The organism is Agrobacterium sp. MS2, from assembly GCF_003261015.1.
Taxonomy (GTDB): domain Bacteria; phylum Pseudomonadota; class Alphaproteobacteria; order Rhizobiales; family Rhizobiaceae; genus Agrobacterium; species Agrobacterium pusense.
On record NZ_QLNF01000064.1, the window covers coordinates 150715 to 168414 of the forward strand.

Annotated in this window: 16 protein-coding genes and 1 pseudogene; 9 read left to right on the plus strand and 8 right to left on the minus strand. The window is 60.6% G+C overall.

What is annotated here, in order from left to right; genetic code table 11:
• Nucleotides 1-45: 45 nt before the first annotated feature.
• Both DOU54_RS17765 and thrC read right to left on the minus strand, forming a co-directional pair.
• Entirely contained in the window at nucleotides 46-1344 is a 1299-nt protein-coding gene (locus DOU54_RS17765; RefSeq protein WP_004440396.1) for a M16 family metallopeptidase, read from the minus strand.
• 21 nt (nucleotides 1345-1365) lie between these two features.
• Nucleotides 1366-2763 (minus strand): threonine synthase, encoded by a 1398-nt coding sequence (gene thrC / locus DOU54_RS17770; RefSeq protein ID WP_004440397.1) that lies wholly within the window; start codon nucleotides 2761-2763, stop codon nucleotides 1366-1368.
• Between the two features lie 264 nt (nucleotides 2764-3027).
• On the opposite strand from thrC, the gene DOU54_RS17775 reads away from it, so the two are divergent.
• Nucleotides 3028-3567, plus strand: coding sequence for a hypothetical protein (locus DOU54_RS17775; protein WP_044458783.1), 540 nt, complete (start codon nucleotides 3028-3030; stop codon nucleotides 3565-3567).
• 250 nt (nucleotides 3568-3817) lie between these two features.
• Here DOU54_RS17775 and DOU54_RS28245 read toward each other — a convergent pair.
• Nucleotides 3818-4012 (minus strand): annotated as a pseudogene (locus DOU54_RS28245) (BrnA antitoxin family protein); the annotation flags it as partial.
• A gap of 10 nt (nucleotides 4013-4022) precedes the next feature.
• Nucleotides 4023-4712 (minus strand): HAD family hydrolase, encoded by a 690-nt coding sequence (locus DOU54_RS17785; RefSeq protein ID WP_003520496.1) that lies wholly within the window; start codon nucleotides 4710-4712, stop codon nucleotides 4023-4025.
• Between the two features lie 214 nt (nucleotides 4713-4926).
• Between DOU54_RS17785 and DOU54_RS17790 the strand changes: the two genes are divergently transcribed.
• The gene (locus DOU54_RS17790) at nucleotides 4927-5607 is read left to right on the plus strand and encodes a GntR family transcriptional regulator (RefSeq protein WP_004440402.1); all 681 of its coding nucleotides are present in this window, start codon (nucleotides 4927-4929) and stop codon (nucleotides 5605-5607) included.
• A gap of 40 nt (nucleotides 5608-5647) precedes the next feature.
• Entirely contained in the window at nucleotides 5648-6109 is a 462-nt protein-coding gene (locus DOU54_RS17795; RefSeq protein ID WP_022555748.1) for a DUF1284 domain-containing protein, read from the plus strand.
• Here the strand turns inward: DOU54_RS17795 and DOU54_RS17800 are convergent.
• Complete coding sequence (locus DOU54_RS17800; protein WP_113381630.1) at nucleotides 6069-7169, minus strand: hypothetical protein; 1101 nt, start codon at nucleotides 7167-7169, stop codon at nucleotides 6069-6071. The genes DOU54_RS17795 and DOU54_RS17800 overlap by 41 nt on opposite strands.
• 236 nt (nucleotides 7170-7405) lie before the next feature.
• Between DOU54_RS17800 and DOU54_RS17810 the strand changes: the two genes are divergently transcribed.
• The 3 genes from DOU54_RS17810 to DOU54_RS17820 all read left to right on the plus strand — a co-directional run bounded on the left by DOU54_RS17810 (nucleotide 7406) and on the right by DOU54_RS17820 (nucleotide 9469).
• On the plus strand, nucleotides 7406-8551 hold the full coding sequence (locus DOU54_RS17810; protein ID WP_004440405.1) for a site-specific DNA-methyltransferase: 1146 nt from the start codon (nucleotides 7406-7408) through the stop codon (nucleotides 8549-8551).
• 373 nt (nucleotides 8552-8924) lie between these two features.
• The gene (locus tag DOU54_RS17815; protein WP_113381629.1) at nucleotides 8925-9176 is read left to right on the plus strand and encodes a type II toxin-antitoxin system ParD family antitoxin; all 252 of its coding nucleotides are present in this window, start codon (nucleotides 8925-8927) and stop codon (nucleotides 9174-9176) included.
• 2 nt (nucleotides 9177-9178) lie between these two features.
• Entirely contained in the window at nucleotides 9179-9469 is a 291-nt protein-coding gene (locus DOU54_RS17820) for a type II toxin-antitoxin system RelE/ParE family toxin (protein ID WP_072494055.1), read from the plus strand.
• A gap of 31 nt (nucleotides 9470-9500) precedes the next feature.
• Here the strand turns inward: DOU54_RS17820 and DOU54_RS17825 are convergent, their stop codons facing one another.
• Both DOU54_RS17825 and mutY read right to left on the minus strand, forming a co-directional pair.
• Nucleotides 9501-10112 (minus strand): HAD family hydrolase, encoded by a 612-nt coding sequence (locus DOU54_RS17825; RefSeq protein WP_113381628.1) that lies wholly within the window; start codon nucleotides 10110-10112, stop codon nucleotides 9501-9503.
• A complete protein-coding gene (gene mutY, locus DOU54_RS17830; protein WP_035209437.1) occupies nucleotides 10109-11212 on the minus strand; it encodes an A/G-specific adenine glycosylase in 1104 nt (367 codons plus the stop codon). The genes DOU54_RS17825 and mutY overlap by 4 nt, the downstream gene beginning before the upstream one ends.
• A 97-nt stretch (nucleotides 11213-11309) precedes the next feature.
• Here mutY and DOU54_RS17835 point away from each other — a divergent pair, with 97 nt between their 5' ends.
• The 3 genes from DOU54_RS17835 to DOU54_RS17845 all read left to right on the plus strand — a co-directional run bounded on the left by DOU54_RS17835 (nucleotide 11310) and on the right by DOU54_RS17845 (nucleotide 16198).
• Nucleotides 11310-11837, plus strand: coding sequence for a DUF721 domain-containing protein (locus DOU54_RS17835; protein ID WP_006699987.1), 528 nt, complete (start codon nucleotides 11310-11312; stop codon nucleotides 11835-11837).
• A 128-nt stretch (nucleotides 11838-11965) separates the two neighbouring features.
• Nucleotides 11966-12646, plus strand: coding sequence for a DsbA family protein (locus tag DOU54_RS17840; protein ID WP_006309853.1), 681 nt, complete (start codon nucleotides 11966-11968; stop codon nucleotides 12644-12646).
• Between the two features lie 84 nt (nucleotides 12647-12730).
• Complete coding sequence (locus tag DOU54_RS17845) at nucleotides 12731-16198, plus strand: chromosome segregation SMC family protein (protein WP_113381627.1); 3468 nt, start codon at nucleotides 12731-12733, stop codon at nucleotides 16196-16198.
• Nucleotides 16199-16683: 485 nt separating this feature from the next.
• Here DOU54_RS17845 and DOU54_RS17850 read toward each other — a convergent pair whose 3' ends face one another.
• A complete protein-coding gene (locus tag DOU54_RS17850) occupies nucleotides 16684-17658 on the minus strand; it encodes a VOC family protein (protein ID WP_113381626.1) in 975 nt (324 codons plus the stop codon).
• Nucleotides 17659-17700 lie beyond the last annotated feature (42 nt).

Below are 17700 nucleotides of genomic sequence, written 5' to 3' on the forward strand. Positions count from 1 at the left end.
AAAAGATGAGCGGTCTTCACCTTCAAATCCCGCTCTCATATCGGTTTATCCGTTCGCCTTTATCCTTGCGGGCTGCTGCGCGGACAGCGCGGCCGTGATGTCGGAAAGAGGCGGCAGATGTTCGAGCGGGCCAATTGCAGACAATGTCGGAACTGTATCGAAAAACAGCCGTCCTGCAAGATCGGTCAGGCGCGTGCGGGTGATGTCGCCCAGCCGCTCCATCATCTCTTCATTCGGAATGGGTCGGCCGTAAAGCATCATCTGGCGGGCGATCTGGCCGGCGCGGGCAGCCGGGCTTTCCTGGCCCATCAGCAGTTGCGCGCGGATCTGCGCACGGGCCCGGTCGATTTCCTCCTGGTGGATGGTCTGCGAGGACTTGCGCAGCTCTTCCAGAATGACGGGAACCAGTTCAGGCAGGTCGTTGCCGCCGGTGGCCGCATGCACGCCGAAGATGCCGGTATCGGAAAAACCCCAGTGGAACGCATAGACCGAATAACACAGGCCGCGATATTCACGCACTTCCTGGAAAAGGCGGGAAGACATGCCGCCGCCGAGAATATTGGCGAGAATCTGCGAACAATAGAAATCGCGGGCATGATAGGCCTTGCCCTCGAAACCGAGAAGCACCTGCGCATCCATCAGGTCGCGGGTCTCGCGGATTTCTCCGCCGGTATAGACAGCCTTTTCAAGCACAGGTGTCGCCACGGGCAGCTGCGGCAGCGAGGCGAAACGCTCTTCCACCTGCTTGACGAAGCTCTCGTGATCGACCGCGCCGGCCGCAACGACGAAGATGCGGTCCGTCGTATAATTGCGGGCGAGATAATGCCTGATCTGGCCTGTCGTGAAGGATTGCACGGTCTCGGGCGTGCCCAGGATCGGCCGGCCGATCGTCTGGTCGCGATAGGCGACACCGGAGAAATTGTCGAAGATCACGTCGTCGGGCGTATCGGTGGCGGCACCGATCTCCTGCAGGATGACGTTCTTTTCGCGCTCCAACTCGTCTTCATCGAAGAGCGATTCCGTCAGGATGTCGGCAAGGATATCGACCGCGAGCGGAACGTGATCCTTGAGGACGCGGGCGTAGTAGGAGGTTGTTTCCGTCGACGTCGCGGCGTTGACTTCGCCGCCGACATTTTCGATCTCTTCGGCGATCTGACGGGCGGTGCGGCGCGCCGTGCCCTTGAACGCCATATGTTCGAGAAGATGGGCGATGCCATGTTCGGCAGTCGTCTCGTTGCGGGAGCCGGATTTGATCCACACCCCAAGAGCGACGCTTTCGAGATGTGGCATTCTTTCCGTGACAACGGTCAACCCGGACGAAAGCCGGGTCAAATTTACTCTCATACTCAACGTCTTTCCGCGTCTCTATTTGCCGGCGCGTGCATGTTTGCCGATGAAGCTTTCCACGGCTTTGAGCTCCGCATCCAGAATGTCGAAACGCTCCTCCCGGTTCATGATGTCAGCGAGCCATACTGGAAGCGCCGGGTCGATTGCGCAAGCGGATTTTACAGCCGCCGGGAATTTTGCCGGATGGGCGGTCGACAGAACCACCATTGGCGTTGCGGGCTTTTCGTGCTTTTCCGCCACGAAAACACCTGTTGCCGTGTGCGGGTCGATCAGGTAGCCGGTCTTTTCAAGCGTGTCGCGAATGGTCGCCGCCACCTGCTTTTCGGTGGCGCGTCCGGCGCGGAAATCCTTCTTGATGAACTTCAGCGCCTTTTCCGGAATTTCAAACGCGCCCGATTGCTTGAGGCCATCCATCGATGACTTAACGGCAGCGGAATCGCGGTCGTAAGCTTCGAACAGCAGTCGCTCGAAGTTGGACGAAATCTGGATATCCATCGAGGGCGAGGTGGTGGGCTTGACGCCGCGCATCTCGTAACGGCCGGTCTTCAGCGTGCGCGCCAGAATGTCGTTGTCATTGGTCGCGATGACCAGCTTGTCGATCGGCAGGCCCATCTTCTTGGCGACGTAACCGGCGAAAATATCGCCGAAATTGCCTGTCGGAACGGTGAAGGACACCTTCCGGTCGGGGCCGCCGAGCGACAGAGACGCGGTGAAATAATAGACCACCTGCGCCATGATGCGCGCCCAGTTGATGGAGTTGACGCCGGAAAGCTTCACGCCGTCGCGGAACTTCACGTCGTTGAACATCTCTTTCACCAGCGTCTGGCAATCGTCGAAATTGCCGTTGATCGCCAGCGCATGCACGTTGGAAGCGGTGGAGGTCGTCATCTGGCGCTGCTGCACCGGAGAGACCTTGCCGTTCGGGAAAAGGATGAAGATATCGGTACGCTCGCGTCCGGCAAAGGCGTCGATCGCCGCCCCGCCCGTATCGCCGGATGTGGCGCCGACAATGGTGGCGCGCTCGCCGCGTTCCGTCAGCGTATAGTCCATCAGACGGGCGAGGAGCTGCATCGCCACATCCTTGAAGGCGAGCGTGGTGCCGTGGAACAGCTCCAGCACGAAGGTGTTCGGACCGGTCTGTGTCAGCGGAACGACGGCCGGGTGGCGGAAGGTCGAATAGGCGTCGTCGATCATCGCCTTGAACTTGTCGGCCGGAATTTCGCCGCCGGTGAAACGGTAGAGAACCTCGAAGGCGACATCCTGGTAGGACTTGCCGCGCAGGTTGCGGATTTCCTTTTTCGACATGGACGGCCATTTGCGCGGCACGTAAAGCCCGCCGTCGCGGCCAAGGCCTGCCAGAAGCGCGTCGCAAAAACCAAGCGAAGGGGCCGCACCCCTGGTCGATACATATTCCACGAGATAGTCCCTTATCCGTTGCCGATGTGATCGGCGTCTTTTCCGCAGCGTCTCACCGAAATGAGGCGATTGGCGAGGTCATGAAGCGCTTTTTTGAAAATTCAAGCAAAACCGAACATGCCAATCGATTTTTTCCGGCGTCGCTGCTATAGACCATCGCCAACCTGGGTGAAAGGTCAATAAACAGCGTCTCCGGTTCTGTTCCGGGACAATGGAGAGGGAATTAGAAGAGTGTCAGGGAATTTCTTGCGTTTGTCCGCCGCGATGTCGCTTCTCGTCGTTGTTGCAGGATGCAATTCCTCCAACCCGTCGGACTCGCTTGCCGTCAACCCGCCGGCGGCGCAGGCCGCGCCAACGGCTGCCGTGGTTCAGGCCAATTGCCCGGCCGTGACGGTTCTCGACGCCAATGCCGTTCATCGCGTCTATGCCGGCGGCGCCAAGGACGATCCGCAGAAACTCGCCTATCAGGTCTCGCTGTCCGATACGACGCGCTCCTGCACCGCCAATGAATCGACGCTCACCGTCAACGTGCTGGCCCAGGGCCGCCTCGTTCCCGGCCCGATGGCCAAGCCCGGCCGAGTCACCGTGCCGATCCGGGTGACGGTGAAGGATGGCGACGGCGAGATTTTCGGTGAAACGACCAATTTCGCCATCGATGTTCCCGCAGGCGGGGCCGGCACGCAGTTCATCTTCAACAACGACCACGTCGCCATTCCCAACGGACCGGGCGGCGCGCCGAGGTCTGTCAGCGTTTATATCGGCTTTGCAGAGCAGGGCGCGAAGGCCAAGACGAAGCGCCGGTGATTTGACGGGCAAAATGTAAAAGCCGGAGGCTGCTCGGCAGGCTTCGGTGCTGATTGCGCGCAAAGGTCCGAATTCCGTCACCCCGGACTTGATCCGGGGTCCAGCGCGATCAAGTCATTGATCGCAAAAGACTCTTCTAACGGCGCAGACGCGCCGTGACTGGATGCCGGATCAAGTCCGGCATGACGGAGGAGAGGTCTACCACTTTCCATGCGTTTTAACCGGAGGGTTTTCCCACAGTCGTCGCCTTCTCCGCTGACGGGCGGCTACGGCATTTTCGATACTCCTCCACAGCCTCAAAAAAAGCTGGCGGCAAAACGGCCCTGGCGGGACGCGCATTTGCCAGCTCTTCATCTGTCATTTCGGGAAAGTCGACAGCATCCCAATCCGCTTCGGTATAGCCTTGGCCGGGTACGAATTCCTTTTCCGTCTGGGATGCCACCACAGCTACCTCCTTAAAACGCGCCTTCCCACTCCGCCATTGCCGCAATCACGGCCGGCAGGTCCTGCATGCGGGAGATCACCGTTTCGGCGCCCGCATCTGTTAGCCGGTCGGCGTGGCTGGGATAGGTGTGGGACGCGCCGGTAAAGCCGATGACGCGCATGCCAGCGGCCCTTGCGCCATGGATGCCGTGCACGGAATCTTCGACCACGACCACGCGATCGGGGGAAACGCCAAATTGCGCCGCGCCGTGCAGGAAGATGTCGGGCTTCGGCTTCACGCGATCAGCGCCGAGATCCTTGGCGGAATAGATATGCGGCGCGAAATACGGCTTCAGGCCTACTTTCGTGAGCATCATATCGAGGCGGTGGCTCGAAGAGTTCGAGCAGATGCAGCGGGGCGTCGTCAGGCGGGACAGGGCGAACTTCACGCCCTCGATGATCTTCACGTCGCGTTCCAGCCGCATGTCGAGCAGTTTTTCCGATTTGTCGAGCAGCGAGGCTGAGAGCGGAATGCTGGCTTCGCTTTCCACCTGCAGGAGGATGTTCTTCCAGGTCATGCCGGCGAAACGCTCCCCCATTTCCTCGACCGAGATCGGATAACCGGCTTCGGTCAGAAGGCGGGATTCCACCTGTGCCGCGATGATTTCGGAATCGACCAGAACGCCGTCGCAGTCGAAAATAATGAGGTCGAAGCCGCTCATGGGCGCTCCCTGTATCGGATTTGGCTGGAAGAAAATGATGCCGGGCTTTTAGACCATGTCTGCGCCAAGCTCAACCGGCTCGCCAGCAAAGGACAGTCCCGTCAGGCTCATAGCTTGAAGGCCGCGGGCAAGGGAGCCGCGTGTCATAACAGTCTGCTCTGGCTTGCTGCAAAAACCTCTACACACGGGCGCGCCATATGCGCTATGGGATGTTATGCCCAAGACAGCAAAAAATTCGCCTGAAGATACCATTGCCGCCCGCATCAGCCGCACGCTTGCCGACCGCATCGTTCGCGGTGAGCTGTCGCCGGGCGAAAGGCTGCGGCAGGATCACATCGCCGCCGAATTCGGCGCCTCGCATGTGCCGGTGCGCGAGGCATTCCGCCGGCTGGAAGCGCAGGGACTTGCCGCCAGCATTCCGCGCCGGGGTGTCAGGGTCGCGGATTTCGGTCTCGATGATGTGCGCGAGGTGGCGGAAATGCGTGCCGCTCTTGAGGTTCTGGCTTTGCGCCACGCCATTCCCAACATGACGTCAGCCATTCTCGATCAGGCAGAGGCAGCCACGCTCGAAGGCGACAGCGCCGTTGATGTCGAGCATTGGGAGGAGGCCAATCGCCGCTTCCACCGCCTCATCACCGCGCCCTGCAACATGCCGCGCCTGATGGAAGCGATCGATGGCCTGCATGCGGCAAGCGCCCGTTTCCTGTTCTCCGCCTGGCGGGCCGGCTGGGAGCGCCGCACCGACACCGATCACCGGGCGATCATCGACGCGCTGCGCGGCGGCCGCGCCGAAGAGGCGGTGCGCATCCTTGACGGGCATGTGCAATGGATCGGCCGCAAGGCGATCCGCACCTCGTCCGGCTCGGTGCGCGACGCCTTCGCCATTGTCGGATAGGCCCTTGACCGTCCGCCTCCGGCCCCACCACCTTCTTTGCATGCTCACCTATGTGGGCAAGGGATATACATCCGGCTTCGTCGAAAATTACGACCGTGTCGCCGACCGCCTGAATGCCGGGGAAGAGGATATCGAGCTGTTGGATGGCCCCGACGACATCTGCGAGGGCCTGTTGTGTGAAAGCCATGCCCACTGTTTCAACGAAGGTGTTGTGAAGCGGGATGAGACGGCCCGCGTTTCGGTGTCAGTGCTTTTGGGCGAGACGCTGGCTGCCGGCAAGCGGTTGCAGGCGACGCCGGACTTCCTTGCCAAGATGCGTCTGGCATTTGCAGCGGGAGATATCAGGCAGGCCTGTCGAGGCTGCCAGTGGAACAGGCTGTGCGACCGCATTGCGGCTTCAGGCTTTGCTGGCGTGAAAATCGGCGAACAGCCGGAGCCTCAAGCGGGGCTGCGGCCAAGGCCTACTCCGGCACACGCGTCTCGGTTCTCTCGGCAGCCTTGACCGTCGCCTTGATCTCCTTCGGATCGAGGCCCGACTTCTTGTCGTAACTTACCTTCACCGAATAATCGCCGGGATGAAGCGTTTCCTGATGCTGCGTGCCATAGCGGCCGGAAATCTCCTTCTGCGTGCCCTGAAGGTCCCTGGTGGTTTCGACAATGTCGATCCGTTCCGCGCCGGGGGCGGTAATTGCGAGTACGCCCGCATCGAGATTGATGGTTATTTCCGTGCGTTTTCCGGCGGTCACGGTGAACGGCTGCTCCACTGTCACCTTGCCGAGGCGTGCACGCATGACGAAATTACCGGCCGGCATTTCCATCATCTTGCCGGTGCCGTAAATGCCGTTGATGGTCTCCCGCGTGCCGTCAAGGGTTTCCTTGGCCGACATCGCTTCGAAGCGGATATCATCCGTTTCCACCGCCCTGCCGCCTTCCGCATACACGGCCTTGGCGATCACCACGCCGCTCGGGATGACAAGTTCGTGGCTGATCTTGTCGCCGGCCTTGATGGTGAGCTTCTCCTGCGCCCGCGCCGGACCGACGCTGCCGGTGAGAAGCACGTCGCCCGCCGGCACGAAGACGGTATCCTGGCCATAGACGCTGTCTTTGAAATCATCCTTGGTGATTTCAGTTTTCGCCTGTGTCTCCACATCGCCGCCGGGGCTGCGTTTTGGCACGACAGTCAGTTCGGCCGCATCGAAATTTACCTTCGGCCTTGCAACGCTTCCGTCCTTCACCTCGAACGCTATTTCGCGGGTCACATTGCCCAGCGCCGCCACGCCCACATATCTGCCCGCTGGCAGCTTCGCCTCGAAGGTGGCGTCATAGGAACCGCCGGCATTCTCGTCGGTGCGCCCGCCCGTGCTGTCGGCCTTGTAGAAATCCCAGCGCACCCTGTCACTGTTGCCGAGGGAGGGGCCGCCATCAAACAAAACCGCATCGGTGATGACGTTATATTGCGGGTTCGGTTGCTGAGCCTGCGAGGGCGTTGCCAGCGCGACCGCGAAAAGTGCGGCCCAAACGACATTCATGGAAAAAGACGCCATTTTCATCACGGACCCCATTGCGGACTACCCCCTGCCATAATGGCTCTTCCTGCCGCGCGAATATGCGGGCACAGGAGAACCCATTGTGCACAACGTTTTCGCCGGACTTCGGGTTCCCCGCCGGTCTCCGCAAATTGCGCCAGTGCGCCGCGAGAGCCATTTATTTCGCATTTTCCGTGACTTGTTCAGGCTTTGATAACCATCTTCGGTAACCATAAGCCTCAGTAGAGAGTAAGCGTATGGAGCGAGTACCAATGGCAGCAGTTTTTCCGCTGGCCGATTTTCGGCATGCCGGTTTTGATCGTGCAGGTGAGAGTGACGCCTGGAAAGACAGCATCATCAAGGGTGATTGCGTCGCTGCCTTGGATGCCCTCCCGAGCCAGTCGGTGGACGCGATTTTCGCCGATCCGCCGTATAACCTCCAGCTCGGCGGCACGCTGCACCGGCCCGATCAGTCGCTGGTTGACGCCGTCGACGACGAATGGGACCAGTTCGCCTCCTTCGAGGCCTATGATGCCTTCACCCGCGCCTGGCTGCTCGCCTGCCGCCGCGTGCTGAAGCCGAACGGCACCATCTGGGTCATCGGTTCCTATCACAATATCTTCCGCGTCGGCGCCACGCTCCAGAACCTCGATTTCTGGATCCTCAACGATATCGTCTGGCGCAAGACCAACCCCATGCCCAATTTCAAGGGCCGCCGGTTCCAGAACGCCCATGAAACCATGATCTGGGCGAGCCGCGATCCGAAAGCCAAGAACTACACCTTCAACTACGATGCGTTGAAGGCCTCCAATGACGACGTGCAGATGCGCTCCGACTGGCTGTTCCCTATCTGCAGCGGCCATGAGCGGCTGAAGGGTGAGGACGGCAAGAAGGTGCATCCCACCCAGAAGCCGGAAGCGCTGCTTGCCCGCATCATCATGGCTTCCACCAAACCGGGTGATGTCGTGCTCGACCCGTTCTTCGGCTCCGGCACCACGGGTGCGGTGGCAAAACGCCTCGGCCGCCACTTCGTCGGCATTGAGCGCGAGCAGGATTATATCGATGCCGCCGCCGCCCGCATCGCCGCCGTCGAACCGCTCGGCAAGGCGGAACTGACGGTCATGACCGGCAAGAAGGCCGAGCCGCGCGTCGCCTTCAACACCCTGCTGGAAAGCGGCCTCGTCCGTCCCGGCCAGGTGCTGACGGATGCAAAGCGCCGTTATAGCGCCATTATTCGTGCGGATGGTACGCTCGCATCCGCCGGAACCGCCGGCTCCATCCATCGCCTCGGCGCGAAGGTGCAGGGTCTCGACGCATGCAACGGATGGACGTTCTGGCACTTCGAAGACGGCGACGACCTGAAGCCGATCGATGATCTCCGAGCCATCATCCGCAGTGAACTGGCAAAGGCCGAATAGTCCAAGCCGAAAAGGCTTGAAGGCACCGATCCACCGCCCGCCCTTGTCCAGAATACGTCTCCGTCCGGTTTAGTACCTTCAGTCCCGGATGGAGAACGACCAACGCCCGGCACATCGTGTCGGGCGTTGGTATTTTCGAATATAAAATTTTAGATAGACAAGTTTCGCGCAAGAGACGACAACTACTGTCCTAATCAAAGCAGTGGTTGTGAAAATCCGGTCTGGACAACTCACAAAAACATTGCGTCCAATGCCGCTTGCGGCAGGACTGGCGCAGGCCGGAGACCGCCATTTCCGCCTGCGCCAATTTCTTTTCCTGATCTTTTTGACAAACCTTGCCAAAATCTGCACTCTGTCTTCATAGGAGATGAAGATGGTGACCATGAATATTTCGCTTCCCGGCAAGATGAAGGAGTGGGTCGAAGCGCAGTCTAAAACGGGCCGTTACTCCAATGCCAGCGACTATGTGCGAGATCTCATCCGAAAGGACCAGGAGCGGAGCGAAAAGATCGCTGCCATGCAGGGCCTGGTGGACGAAGGATTGCAGGCTCCCTCCGGTCATCGTTCTGAAGATGCCTTGTTTGCTGAGGCCGAAGCCCGCTCCATGAAACGTAAAATTGGCTGATCATGGGATTTCGCCTTTCTCTGCCTGCGGAAGAAGACGTCATCCGCATAGCGCAAGAAGGCATCGACCTATTTGGACCTCAGCAAGCGCGAAAGTACCATCGCGAACTTTTCGCAATATTCGACTTGATATCACGGAATCCGAGGATCGCACGCGAGCGTGGCGAGTTGTCGCCGTCGGTGCGCATTCATCCGTTCAGAGCACATCTGGTGGTCTATCGCGTTGAGGCGGACGACGACGTCCTCATCGTCCGCGTCCGCCATGGGCACGAGGACTGGGGCAATGAGCCTTAATCCATGCCACGAGGTGACTTAAGGGCGGAACCTAAACCGCCACCCCAAATGCCTGCAGATCCTGCTTCAGCTTCTCCGCGCCGGTGAACTGCACCGCCTGCCAGCCGGCGGCCTTTGCGCCTTCGACATTGATCGCCGTATCATCGATGAACAGAGTTGCGGCGGGATTGAGCCCGAAATCGCGCGCATGAAGCTCATAAATCGCCACATCCGGTTTGATCAGCTTGATGTCACCGGAAACGGTGACGCCGCGCGGCAGGGTGAGGAAGGGGAACATCTTCTGCGCCTCACGAAAAGTGTCGGAGGCGAAGTTGGTCAGCATCGTCACGTCGTGGCCGCTCTCGATAAGGCCTGTCATGATCGCGACGCTGTCGTCATAGGAATGCGAGACCATCTCGTGCCAGAACTTGCGGAAGGAGCGGATGTGCTCTTCCCGTTCCGGGAACTTCTCCACCAGCAAAGCTTCAGCATCCTCCCAGCGGCGGCCACGATCCTGCTCGAGGTTCCAGTCATGGGTGCAGACATTCTCGAAGAACCATTGGCGCTCATCGGCATTGGGAATGAGACGGCTATAGGGAATATGCGGATCGTAATGGATCAGCACCTTGCCGATGTCGAATACGATATGCTCAATCTTGGTCATCGAAATTTCCTGCTTTCATTGAATGCGGATGGAATAGCCTGCGCGATGACTTTTTTCATCACCGTTGGCAGCGCCTGCGCGTCAAGATTTGTAACCGGCTCCCACCATCCGTCATCCGGCCCGGTTTGGAGGTCGCCCGGAACCTGAGCGCGGTAGACGTTGAGCCTCAGCTCAAAATGGGTGAACACATGCACGATCACGCCCGTCGCCTGCCAGTCTGCGACAAAGGGCGCGTGACTTTGGTCCGTGCCGCCATCCAGGCGGGCGGTCCAAGCCGTTGTCGGCACCTCGGTCATTCCGCCGAGAAGGCCGCTTTCGACGCGCCGCCGCAGCAGGATTTCACCTTCTGCATTGACGGCCACAAAGGCAGCCCCGAGCCGCACCGGTTTTGCTTTCTTCGCGGCTTTCACCGGAAAACGCTCCGGCTCATCCTCCGCAAGCGCCAGACACACGCCATTGAACGGACAGAGCGCGCAGGCCGGCCGTTTCGGCGTGCAGATCGTTGCGCCAAGGTCCATCATCGCCTGGGCGAAATCCCCGGGCCTGTCGGCAGGGGTCAGCTCTGCTACCTTAGCTTTCATCGCCGGCTTGGAGCCGGGCAGTGGCGCATCGATGGCGAAGAGACGTGAAATGACCCGTTCGACATTGCCGTCCATGACAGCCGCCTGCCGGTCAAAAGCGATGGCAGCGACGGCAGCCGAGGTATAATCACCGATGCCGGGCAGTTGCTTCAAACCCTCTTCCGTGTCCGGAAAGACGCCGCCATGCTCATTCGCCACGGCTTCCGCGCATTTCTTGAGATTGCGGGCGCGGGCGTAATAACCAAGGCCTGCCCAGGCCGCCATGACGTCCTCGACCGGCGCCGCAGCGAGATCCGTGACGCTCGGCCACGCGGCGAGGAACTTCAGGAAATAAGGTTTTACGGCCTGCACCGTCGTCTGCTGCAGCATCACTTCGGAGAGCCAGACGTGATAGGGATCGGCGCGTTTTCCCTTCGCCGCCATGGCCGGGGAAGTGCGCCATGGCAATTCGCGATGGTGCCGGTCGTACCATGCGAGCAGCATCTGCGCATAAGACGACGAGGCGGTTTTTTGAAGCATGGTTTGCCGTTTCTGTTCGATTTGGCCTATAGTTGGGACATCCGTAGCGGGCGATCAAGAAAATGTGGATCGCCCTCTCCAAAATCGCGAGTGAAACATGCGTTATCCCCAGAGTGGTGCCGGCAAGAAGAAGGGCGTCGTGCAGATCGCCGAAGTCGCCAATGGCATCATGGACCCGGTCCTGTCGAAACGCGCCGGCATCAACACGGCGCTGCTCGGCTCCTGGGACGAGATCGCCGGGGACGATTTTGCCGATTGCACCCGCCCGGAAAAGATCACCTGGCCGCGCCGCGACGAAGGCCCGGACCGTGGCGGATATCAGCCCGGCGTGCTGACGATCGCCTGCGAAGGCGCGCGCGCGCTATTTCTCACCCACGCGCAGGGCGAACTCATTGCTCGCATCAACGGCTTTTTCGGCTTCCCGGCCGTGCGCCAGATCAGGATCGTACAGAAGCCCGTCTCGCAAACCATCACCCGCCGGCGCAAACCGCAGCCCCTGCGCGGCGATGCGGCAAAACGTCTCGATGACATGATGGACGGCATTGAAAGCGAGGCGCTGCGCAAGGCGGTGGAGAGGCTGGGTACGGCGGTGTTGCAGAAGAAGCCGGGGCGCAGGACGATTTGATGCAAGGTGACGTCCTTGACTGGTCACAATTCTTTGACAAGAAGAGTTCAGAACCCCGCTTGTGATGAACAGGCCGTCGCTATATCGGAATCAACGGACAATAGAGTCTATTACCAACAGGTGCTTTCATGCATTTTCCCGAACTGACCATTTCCCGTCGCAGCCTTCTCGGCGGCGTTGCTCTTGCCGCCATCGCCACGGCCCTGCCGTTTGCCTTTACGCCTGGCATCGCCGAGGCTCAGGAACTGCCTGAATCCACCGGTGATGTGGATATGGCTGCGGTAATGAAGCCCGGCCCGCTGCCGGAAGCAGCGCTCGGCGATGCCAACGCACCCGTCAAGATCGTCGAATATATGTCGATGACCTGCCCGCACTGCGCCAACTTCCACAACAAGACCTTCGAAGAAATCAAGAAGAAGTATATCGATACCGGCAAGGTCTATTTCGTGCTCCGCGAATTCCCGTTCGATCCGCGCGCCGCTGCCGCCTTCATGCTGGCGCGCTGCGCACCGGAAGGTCAGTATTTCCCCTTCGTTTCCATGCTGTTCAAGCAGCAGCAGAGCTGGGCCGTTGCGCAGGATGCGCGCGCCGCCCTGCTGCAAATGTCGAAAATGGCCGGTTTCTCACAGGAGTCTTTCGAGGCCTGCTTGACGAACCAGAAACTTCTGGATGATGTGAACGCAACCATGCAACGCGGTGCGACGGAATTCGGCGTCAACTCCACGCCGACTTTCATCATCAACGGCAAGAAATACGCAGGAGACATGTCGGTTGAAACCATGTCGGCTGTCATCGACAAGCTGCTCTGATCGCCGAACCCTGAAAGAGACGGGCGGCGGAAATTTCCGCACGCCCGTTTTTTATTGCCGTTTTTCTGTCCGGAGCATGGCGGCATGAAGTTCAACAAGCTGCGCGTCGTCGGTTTCAAGTCCTTCGTTGAACCTTCCGAATTCATCATCGAGCCCGGTCTGACCGGCGTCGTGGGCCCTAATGGCTGCGGCAAGTCCAACCTTGTCGAAGCGCTGCGCTGGGTGATGGGCGAAAATTCCTACAAGAACATGCGCGCATCCGGCATGGATGACGTCATCTTCTCCGGTTCCGGCAATCGTCCCGCCCGTAACACCGCCGAGGTCGGCCTATACCTAGACAATTCCGACCGCACCGCGCCTGCCGCCTTCAACGATGCCGATGAAATTCAGGTAACGCGCCGCATCGAGCGTGAAAACGGCTCCGTCTACCGTATCAACGGCAAGGAAGCCCGCGCCAAGGATGTGCAGCTTTTGTTTGCCGATGCCTCCACCGGCGCACGCTCGCCCTCCATGGTGGGGCAGGGCCGTATCGGCGAACTCATCAACGCCAAGCCGCAGGCCCGCCGCCAGCTGCTGGAAGAAGCGGCCGGCATTTCCGGCCTGCATTCCCGCCGCCATGAGGCGGAGCTTCGCCTGCGCGCCGCCGAGACCAATCTGGAGCGGCTGGAAGATGTGACCGCCCAGCTGGAAAGCCAGATCGAAAGCCTGAAACGCCAGGCGCGCCAGGCCAATCGTTTCAAGATGCTCTCGGCCGATATTCGCGCTCGCGAGGCGACGCTGTTGCACATTCGCTGGGTGGAAGCGAAGGAAGCCGAGGGCGAGGCGGAGAGCGCGCTCAATCAGGCCACGAATATCGTCGCCGAGAAGGCGCAAGCGCAGATGGAGGCGGCCAAGCAGCAGGGCATCGCCAGCCTGAAGCTGCCGGAGCTGCGCGAGGACGAGGCGAAAGTCGCCGCCGCCCTGCAACGCCTGCAAATCGCCCGTACCCAGCTTGACGACGAAGCAAACCGCCTGCTCCGCCGTCGTGACGAGTTGGCGCGCCGTCTGTCGCAGCTTGGCGAGGATATTATCCGTGAGGAGCGGCTGGTCTCCGACAATGCCCAGATACTCGCTCGGCTCGATGAGGAAGAAGCCGAGCTCCTCGAAATCCTGTCCGATTCCGGCCGCCATGCCGACGAAATGCGCGAAGCCTTCGAAGCTGCGTCCGTCAAGCTGGCGGAAAGCGAAGCCATCTTCACCGCCATCACCGCCGAGCGCGCGCAAGCCGCCGCCGCCCGGCAGCAATTGGAGCGGGCGATCCGCGATCTTTCCGACCGCAAGGTGAGGCTCGAACGGCAATCGCAGGAAGCAACGGCCGAGATCGAGGCCATCGACGAAAAACTCTCCGGCCTTCCGGACCCCGCGGAACGGCGCGAAGCCGTCGAGGCGGCTGAAATCGCCGTCGAGGACGCGATGATTGTGGTGGAAGAGGCCGAGGCTGCCGTTGCCGAGGCGCGTTCCGCCGAGGCCATGGCGCGTGGGCCGCTGGAAACGGCGCGCAGCCGCCTGAACGCGTTGGACACGGAAGCGCGTACCATCACCAAAATCCTCGCCTCCAGTGCCGCCGCCAATGGCAGCTTCACGCCGGTGGCGGAAGAAATGACGGTGGAGCGCGGTTATGAGGCTGCACTTGGCGCGGCGCTCGGCGATGATCTCGAAAGCCCGCTCGATGCCGCAGCTCCTGCCTATTGGGGCGGCAATGGCGACGGCGCTGGCGATCCCGTCCTGCCGCAAGGTGCCAAACCGCTTCTGGATTATGCGCAGGCACCCGATGCGCTTAGACGTGCCCTTGCACAGATCGGCGTCGTTGCAGACGTATCTGAAGCCCGACGCCTGTTGCCTTCACTTAAAGCTGGCCAGCGGCTGGTGACGCGTGAAGGCGCGCTGTTCCGCTGGGATGGCCATATCGCCAGCGCCGATGCGCCGGGCGCTGCGGCACTTCGCCTGTCGCAGAAGAACCGCCTCGCCGAAATCGAAACCGAACTGGATGAGGCCCGCTCCATTCTGGAAGAGGCCGAAGACCAGCTTTCCGCGAAAACCGAAGAGATCAGAAGCAGCGAATTGCGGCTTTCGGACGTGCGCGACCGGAGCCGGCTCGCGACCCGTCAGCTTGCCGAGGCACGCGAGGCGCTGACATCGGCCGAACGCGCCTCGGGCGATCTTTTGCGCCGCCGGGATATCGTCTCCGAAGCACTGAACCAGATCGGCGCGCAGATCGACGAGATCGCCGTTCAGGAAGAAAATGCCCGTATCGAGATGGAAGATGCGCCTGATCTTTCCGTGCTTGATCTGAAGCTGCGTGAAAGCCAGCTGGAAGTCGCGACCGATCGCGGCCTGCTGGCGGAAGCGCGCGCCCGCCATGAAGGGGTGAGCCGCGAGGCGGAAAGCCGCCAGCGCAGAATTCAGGCAATCGGGCAGGAGCGCTCCACCTGGCAATCGCGGGCGGCAAGTGCCGCCGACCATATCGCCACGCTGCGCGAACGTGAGGAAGAGGCGCGCGAGGAAATCGCCGAGCTGGACATTGCGCCCGAGGAATTCGACGAAAAACGCCGCAACCTCCTCAACGAGTTGCAGAAGACCGAAGACGCCCGCCGCGCGGCCGCCGACCGGCTGGCCGAGGCGGAAAACCTGCAACGCGCCGCCGACCGGCTGGCGGCAACGGCGCTTTCCGAACTGGCCGAAGCCCGCGAAAAGCGCGGCCGTGCCGAAGAGCGGCTGGTTTCCGCCCGCGAGAAACGGCAGGAGGCGGAACATCGCATCCGTGAGACGCTGAATACCGAGCCGCATATGGCGTTTCGCCTGACCGGCCTTGGCCCGGACCAGCCGAAACCCGATATCCGTGATGTCGAGCGCGATCTGGACCGGCTGAAGATCGAGCGCGAAAGGCTTGGCGCCGTCAATCTGCGCGCCGAGGAGGAGCAGGCCGAGCTTTCCGCCAAGCTTGAGGCGCTCATCAAGGAGCGGGACGATATCATCGACGCCGTGCGCAAGCTGCGTGCCGGTATCCAGAACCTCAACCGCGAGGGCCGCGAACGGCTGATTGCCGCCTTCGATGTGGTCAATTCGCAGTTCCAGCGGCTGTTCACCCATCTCTTCGGCGGGGGCACGGCGGAATTGCAACTGATTGAATCCGACGACCCGCTGGAAGCCGGTCTCGAAATCCTCGCCCGCCCACCGGGCAAGAAGCCGCAGACCATGACATTGCTTTCCGGCGGCGAGCAGGCGCTGACGGCCATGGCGCTGATATTCGCCGTCTTTCTCACCAATCCCGCGCCGATCTGCGTGCTGGACGAGGTGGACGCGCCGCTCGACGACCACAATGTCGAGCGCTACTGCAACCTTATGGATGAAATGGTGGCCTCCACCGAAACCCGCTTCGTCATCATCACTCACAATCCCATCACCATGGCGCGCATGAACCGCCTCTTTGGAGTCACCATGGCGGAGCAGGGCGTGTCGCAACTGGTGTCTGTTGATTTGCAGACCGCCGAACAGTTGCGCGAAGCCGTCTGAGGCGACATTTCCGGGATTCAATTTCTGGTTTTGCTCAATGTCAATTTATCTTGCCATATCACCCATTCGGGTGAGCGACATTGCGCGGCAGTTTGCTATGTCTTTCGCAAGAGCCAAAGGTTCTCCTGAGACCCCACCATCCGGTTTCCTGTACCGGATGGAATGCCTTGCGAGGCCGCTGCCGTGGCCTCGCAAGGCTTTCTTTTCCGGGTTCATAGGGTTGCGCGGCGGTTTGCATTGGCAATTGTGTCAGGGGAGTAAGCCTCTTTCCGTCATACCGGCCTTGAGCCGGTACCCAGCCAGCCCAAGTCCTTGGGCTGAAAGGACTCTTCCCGTCGCGCGAGAGCCGCGTCGACTGGATTCCGGCTCAAGGCCGGAATGACGGAGAGAGGCGACGCAGCCAATCACTGTAAACACTGGCATGCTGCAACTGCCCGCGCAGTGTGCGAGTTTCTCGGCCCATGATGCATGGAGGCCACCATCACTCACCCCGGCACAAGCCGCAACCTTGTACCCCAGGGGTCGATCGCTTCCACGACATTATTCTCCATTTCCACCAGCACATAACCCGCGGCCCGTAGCCGTGTTTTCTGCGCCTCGAGATCGGTGTGGTTGCGAACGGTGATTGAGAACCAGTCGAGGCCGGTTTCCATGGCGTTGCGTTCCTTTGCGCCACGGCTGTTCCAGGTATTCACCGCCAGATGGTGGTGATAGCCACCGGAAGAGAGAAAAGACGCGTCGGAACGCGCATCCTGTGTCGGTTTGAGCCCGACGGCCTCTTCGTAGAAGGCGCGGGCAGCGGCGATGTCGCCAACTCGCAGGTGTATGTGGCCAATGCGCATTCCCGCGGGGGCGACGTCATAATCACTGTTTTTGGTATCGGTCAGCTTTACGAGATCATCGACATCGAGAGGCTCGGTACCCATTTTAACCACGTTGCCGCTCCACACCCATGTGTCCGTGGGACGATCGCTGTAGACCTCGATGCCGTTACCTTCGGGATCGTTGAGATAGATCGCCTCGCTGACATTGTGATCGGCAAAACCCGTCAGAGGCACCTGCTTCAGCGCCGCATGCACCAGCCAGCGCGCCAGATCCTTGCGGGAGGGCATCAGATAGGCGACGTGGAACAGGCCGGCAGAGGTGGGGCTCTCGAAATCCGCTGCGGGCTTGTGATCGAGATCGAGCAGCGGCACGGTCCCGACACCCAGCGTCACGCCCCTTGCCGTGCGTTCCACTTCGTTCATACCCAGCACCGAACGGTAATAATCGATCATCGGATCGAGTTCGCGCACGCGCAGCGCCGCCTTGCCGATATGCATCGGCGTCGTCAGCGCAAAGGGCAGGGTGGGATCGGCGGCGGCGGAAGCTCCGCCCTCGGCTCTAAGCGCACCGGCAAGGGCGGTGGCGGCGCAGGAAATTCCGGCAAATTTAAGCGTGTGGCGGCGGGTAAATTGCATGAATAATCTCTTTGTCGGCGATTTGAATGGCTTAGGTAACAC

Excerpts from the sequence above, each read along its gene's own strand:
- DOU54_RS17765 (WP_004440396.1), bottom strand. The coding sequence starts at position 1,344 with ATGAGAGTAAATTTGACCCGGCTTTCGTCCGGGTTGACCGTTGTCACG.
- DOU54_RS17775 (WP_044458783.1), top strand. The coding sequence starts at position 3,028 with ATGTCGCTTCTCGTCGTTGTTGCAGGATGCAATTCCTCCAACCCGTCG.
- DOU54_RS17785 (WP_003520496.1), bottom strand. The coding sequence starts at position 4,712 with ATGAGCGGCTTCGACCTCATTATTTTCGACTGCGACGGCGTTCTGGTC.
- DOU54_RS17790 (WP_004440402.1), top strand. The coding sequence starts at position 4,927 with ATGCCCAAGACAGCAAAAAATTCGCCTGAAGATACCATTGCCGCCCGC.
- DOU54_RS17795 (WP_022555748.1), top strand. The coding sequence starts at position 5,648 with ATGCTCACCTATGTGGGCAAGGGATATACATCCGGCTTCGTCGAAAAT.
- DOU54_RS17800 (WP_113381630.1), bottom strand. The coding sequence starts at position 7,169 with ATGGGGTCCGTGATGAAAATGGCGTCTTTTTCCATGAATGTCGTTTGG.
- DOU54_RS17810 (WP_004440405.1), top strand. The coding sequence starts at position 7,406 with ATGGCAGCAGTTTTTCCGCTGGCCGATTTTCGGCATGCCGGTTTTGAT.
- DOU54_RS17815 (WP_113381629.1), top strand. The coding sequence starts at position 8,925 with ATGGTGACCATGAATATTTCGCTTCCCGGCAAGATGAAGGAGTGGGTC.
- DOU54_RS17820 (WP_072494055.1), top strand. The coding sequence starts at position 9,179 with ATGGGATTTCGCCTTTCTCTGCCTGCGGAAGAAGACGTCATCCGCATA.
- DOU54_RS17825 (WP_113381628.1), bottom strand. The coding sequence starts at position 10,112 with ATGACCAAGATTGAGCATATCGTATTCGACATCGGCAAGGTGCTGATC.
- mutY (WP_035209437.1), bottom strand. The coding sequence starts at position 11,212 with ATGCTTCAAAAAACCGCCTCGTCGTCTTATGCGCAGATGCTGCTCGCA.
- DOU54_RS17835 (WP_006699987.1), top strand. The coding sequence starts at position 11,310 with ATGCGTTATCCCCAGAGTGGTGCCGGCAAGAAGAAGGGCGTCGTGCAG.
- DOU54_RS17840 (WP_006309853.1), top strand. The coding sequence starts at position 11,966 with ATGCATTTTCCCGAACTGACCATTTCCCGTCGCAGCCTTCTCGGCGGC.
- DOU54_RS17845 (WP_113381627.1), top strand. The coding sequence starts at position 12,731 with ATGAAGTTCAACAAGCTGCGCGTCGTCGGTTTCAAGTCCTTCGTTGAA.
- DOU54_RS17850 (WP_113381626.1), bottom strand. The coding sequence starts at position 17,658 with ATGCAATTTACCCGCCGCCACACGCTTAAATTTGCCGGAATTTCCTGC.